The sequence below is a fragment of the Micromonospora sp. NPDC005220 genome, assembly GCF_040607895.1.
Classification (GTDB): domain Bacteria; phylum Actinomycetota; class Actinomycetes; order Mycobacteriales; family Micromonosporaceae; genus Micromonospora.
The window spans coordinates 1-4,301 of record NZ_JBEXHP010000209.1 but is presented as its reverse complement, the minus strand read 5'-3'; the positions used below and the strand labels follow the sequence as shown (position 1 = coordinate 4,301).

The 4,301-nt window shown below is 72.4% G+C and carries 4 protein-coding genes and 1 pseudogene; all 5 read left to right on the top strand.

The features are described from left to right. Positions 1 to 141, top strand: a pseudogene (locus tag ABZU52_RS31980) (16S rRNA (adenine(1518)-N(6)/adenine(1519)-N(6))-dimethyltransferase); the annotation flags it as partial. A gap of 32 nt (positions 142 to 173) precedes the next feature. After that, positions 174 to 761 carry a Uma2 family endonuclease gene (locus tag ABZU52_RS31975; protein WP_354974646.1) on the top strand — a complete coding sequence of 196 codons (588 nt, stop codon included), beginning with the start codon at positions 174 to 176 and terminating at the stop codon, positions 759 to 761. Beyond that, a complete protein-coding gene (locus tag ABZU52_RS31970; protein ID WP_354974645.1) occupies positions 758 to 1,708 on the top strand; it encodes a 4-(cytidine 5'-diphospho)-2-C-methyl-D-erythritol kinase in 951 nt (316 codons plus the stop codon). Before ABZU52_RS31975 ends, ABZU52_RS31970 begins: the two co-directional genes overlap by 4 nt. Before the next feature lie 120 nt (positions 1,709 to 1,828). After that, positions 1,829 to 3,634, top strand: coding sequence for an ABC-F family ATP-binding cassette domain-containing protein (locus tag ABZU52_RS31965; protein ID WP_354974644.1), 1,806 nt, complete (start codon positions 1,829 to 1,831; stop codon positions 3,632 to 3,634). A 100-nt stretch (positions 3,635 to 3,734) separates the two neighbouring features. Beyond that, on the top strand, positions 3,735 to 4,190 hold the full coding sequence (locus ABZU52_RS31960; RefSeq protein ID WP_354974643.1) for a DUF4383 domain-containing protein: 456 nt from the start codon (positions 3,735 to 3,737) through the stop codon (positions 4,188 to 4,190). The last annotated feature ends 111 nt before the right edge of the window (positions 4,191 to 4,301 follow it).

The window sequence follows — 4,301 nt, the reverse complement described above, 5'->3', positions numbered from 1 at the left end:
TGGGCTGGCGGCGCGGACCGGGCCGCGGCGGCACTCACCGCCGCCGGCGTCGACCCCGGCGCCCGCGGGGAGTCACTGACCGTCGAGCAGTTCGCCGCCATCGCCGCGTCGGCTCCGGTCGGTACGCCGACCGCGAAGTAGGCTGACGCCGTGCCCGCAGAGGAGGTGTACGAGTGACCGCGGATGCTTTGCCCCCGCCGCGTGACAGGTGGCCCGGTCCGGACCTCTGGCGCCAGAGGCTCGGCAACTACACCGTCGAAGACGTGCTCTCCCTGCCCGATGATGCTCCCCGAGTGGAGCTACGCGACGGAGTCATGATCGTGGTCCCCTCCCCGACGTTCGGCCATCAGAAAATCAGCGGCCTGCTGTGGAATTGGCTGAGGCAACATTCGCCGCAAGGGATGGAGCCCAGCTTCGCCACGGGCGTCATGGTCGGCGTCGACCAGACCTTTGAGCCTGACGTCATGCTGCTCGCAGCCGAGACGATCAACTACGACAGCCACTACTCGACCGCTGAGCCCGTGATTCTGGTTGTCGAGGTCGTCTCCCGCAGCACCCGACGGCGGGACCGGCTGGAGAAGCCGGCCGACTACGCCGACGCCGGCATTCCGCACTACTGGCGGATCGAGCAGAATCCGGTGCACGTGTACGCGTACGACCTGGTCGACGGCCGCTACGAGCTGGCCGCCGACTCCGCCGAGGAGCTGATCGTGGCCAAGCCGTTCGACATCCGCCTGCGCGTGCGGGACGTCACCCCGTGACCGAGGCCTGGCGACCGGACGACGAGGACGAGCGGCGCGGGGCCATCGGCCCGGTACGGGTGCGGGTGCCCGCGAAGGTCAACCTGCACCTCGGGGTGGGGCCGCTGCGCCGGGACGGCTACCACGAGCTGAACACGGTCTACCACGCCATCTCGATCTACGACGAGCTGACGGCCCGAAGGGGCGACACCCTCGCCCTGACCATGGAGGGTGAGGGCACCGGCGAGCTGGCGCTTGATGACACCAACCTGGTGCTCCGCGCCGCGCACGCCCTCGCCGGCTACGCGGGGGTGCTGCCGCACGCCCGACTGCACCTGCGCAAGCAGATCCCGCTCGCCGGTGGGCTGGCCGGCGGCAGCGCCGACGCGGCGGCCGCGCTGGTCGCCTGCGACGCACTCTGGGGCACCGGGCTGTCCCGTGACGAGTTGGCCGGGATCGCCGCCGACCTCGGCTCCGACGTGCCGTTCCTGATCTACGGTGGCACCGCGCTGGGCACCGGCCGAGGTGAGGCGGTCAGCCCCGTGCTGGTCCGCCCCACCTCCTGGCACTGGGTGGTGGCGATCGCCGACGTCGGCCTGTCCACCCCGGCCGCGTACCGGGAGTTGGATCGGCTCCGCGACGCCGGCACCGCTGGCACCCCGCTGGGCAGCACCGACGCGCTGCTGGGTGCGCTGCGCCAGCGGGACCCCCGGGTGCTGGCCCGTACCCTCGGCAACGACCTCCAGGACGCCGCGTTGGCCATGCGCCCGGCCTTGGCCGACACGCTCAAGGCCGGCGAGGCGGCCGGCGCGCTCACCGGCATCGTCTCCGGCTCTGGCCCGACCTGCGTGTTTCTCGCCGCCGACGCGGCCGACGCGGAGCGGATCGCCGCCGAGTTGAGCGCCGCGGGCGTCTGCCGGGAGGTGCGGGTCGCGCACGGTCCGGTGGCCGGCGCCCGGGTCGGCTGACGGCGCGTCCCACCGGGGCTGCTGGCGCGCGGCGCGGGCGGTCGGCGCGTCCGCGTACCCTTGGGAGAGGCGTCCAGGTGCCCGCCGGCACCGGGACGCCTTGATCATGAAGGGTGGAACGTGGCGAACATCGTCAATCTGGACCGGGTGTCCAAGGGGTACGGCGCCGCCGGGCGGCTGCTCACGGACGTCTCGCTCGGCCTGGACGACGCCGACCGGATCGGCGTGGTCGGCCTCAACGGCGCCGGCAAGTCCACCCTGCTGCGACTGCTCACCAAGCAGGAGGGCCCGGACGACGGTCGGGTCACCCACCGCCGTGACCTGCGGGTGCTCTGGCTACCGCAGCAGCTCACCCTCGCCCCCGAGGCCACCGTCCGGGACGTGGTGCTCGGCACCGCCTGGCTCGACGAGGGCATGGGCGCGGAGCACGAGTGGGCCGGCGACGCGGGGGTGCGGGCCATCCTCGACGGCCTCGGCATGCCGCACCTCGGCCTCGACCAGCCGGTCGGCCCGATGTCCGGTGGCGAACGCCGCCGGGTGGCGCTGGCCGCGCTGCTCGTCCGCGACTCCGACCTGCTCATCCTCGACGAGCCCACCAACCACCTGGACGTCGGCGGGGTCGACTGGCTGGCCCGGCACCTGGTCGGCCGCAAGGGTGCCCTGGTCGTGGTCACCCACGACCGGTGGTTCCTGGACGCGGTCTGCACCACCACCTGGGAGGTCGGCGACCAGACCGTCCGCGCCTACGAGGGTGGCTTCGCCGCCTGGACCCTCGCCCGCGCCGAGCGCGAGCGGGTCGCCGCCGCCACCGAGGCCCGCCGGCAGAACCTGCTCCGCAAGGAGATCGCCTGGCTGCGCCGTGGCCCGCCCGCCCGGACCTCCAAGCCGCAGTTCCGCATCGACGCCGCGAACGCGCTGATCGCCGACGTGCCGCCGGCGCGCGACACCATGTCGTTGCAGCGGATGGCCGTCTCCCGGCTCGGCAAGCAGGTGTACGAGCTGGAGAACGTCGAGCTGCACGCCGGCCCGAAGGAGATCCTGCGCGACGTCAGCTGGCTGGTCGGCCCCGGCGACCGGATCGCCATCCTCGGCGCCAACGGCGCCGGCAAGACCACGCTGCTGCGGATGCTCGCCGGCCTCACCCGCCCCGATGGTGGCCGCCTCGGCACCGGCTCCACCGTGCGGCCGGCGTTCCTCTCCCAGGAGCTCACCGAGCTGCCTGGGCAGCTGCGGGTGCTGGAGGCGGTGGAGGAGGTCGCCCGCCGGGTTCAGCTCGGCGATCGGGAGGTCTCCGCCGCCCAGCTCGCCGAGGTGTTCGGCTTCGACGACCGCCGGCTCTGGACCCCGGTCAGTGACCTCTCCGGTGGGGAACGCCGCCGGTTGCAGATGCTGCGGTTGCTGGCCGGCGAGCCCAACGTGCTGCTCTTCGACGAGCCCACCAACGACCTGGACACGGACACCCTCGCCGCGCTGGAGGACCTGCTCGACTCGTGGCCCGGCACGATCATCGTGGCCAGCCACGACCGGTACCTGATCGAGCGGGTCACCGACACCGCGTACGGGATGTTCGGCGACGGTCGGCTGGTGCACCTGCCGGGCGGGGTGGACGAATACCTGGCGCGGACCGCCGAGCGGGCCGGGCCCAGCCGCGCCGGGACCACCCCGACTGCCACGCCCGCTGCCCCCTCGGGAGGCGGGATGTCCGCCGCCGAGGTCCGTCAGGCCCGCAAGGAGCTGACCCGGCTGGAGCGGCAACTCGGCAAGCTCGACCAGCGCGAGACCACGCTGCTGGATCAGCTCGCGGCGGACGCCACCGACTACGCCCGGGTCGCCGAGTTGGACACCCAGCTCAAGGATCTGCGCGCCGAGCGGGAGCGGATCGAGGAGAGCTGGATGACCCTCGCCGAGGACCTGCCGGAGAGCTGACCGGCCGTGCGCGGCGGCCCGGGCCCCGTGTGCGGCGTCACACCACCACGTGCGAGACAATCGTCGGCGACACCTACCCCACGGCGTTGGAGACACAGACATGGCCCACACCCCCGTCAACCACCCCGCGCGGCCGATCTACCGGGCGATCGGCGGGCTGACCGGTCTGTACCTGGTCGTCTTCGGTGTGCTCGGCATCATCGCGAGCACCGGCAACGAGATCCTCGCCCAGGACGACACCCGGGTCCTCGGCCAGGGCACCAACCTCGGCTTCTCGCTGCTCAGCGTGCTGCTCGGGGTCGTCGTGCTGGTCGGCACCGCGCTCGGCCGCAACATCGACGTGGCGATCAACCAGTGGCTGGCGTACGGCCTCATGGTGGTCAGCCTGGCCGGTCTCGCGTTCATCCGGACCGACGCCAACTTCTTCAACTTCAGCATCACCACGGTGATCGTGGTGATGACTGCCGCTCTGGTGCTGCTCATGGTCGGCATGTACGGCAAGGTCGGCACGGAGGATGAGGCGGAGGCGTTCCAGAAGGCTCGCCTGGTCCTCTGATCTTCGCTTTTGGGTTGCGGTCGTGGGTTTTCGCCGGAGCCCGAGCTGCTCCGGGCGGGGCGGGGGGATAGCAGGGCCGCGCCGGGGCCCCCCGAAAACAGACCGCCGACC

Excerpts from the sequence above, each read along its gene's own strand:
- ABZU52_RS31960 (WP_354974643.1), top strand. The coding sequence starts at position 3,735 with ATGGCCCACACCCCCGTCAACCACCCCGCGCGGCCGATCTACCGGGCG.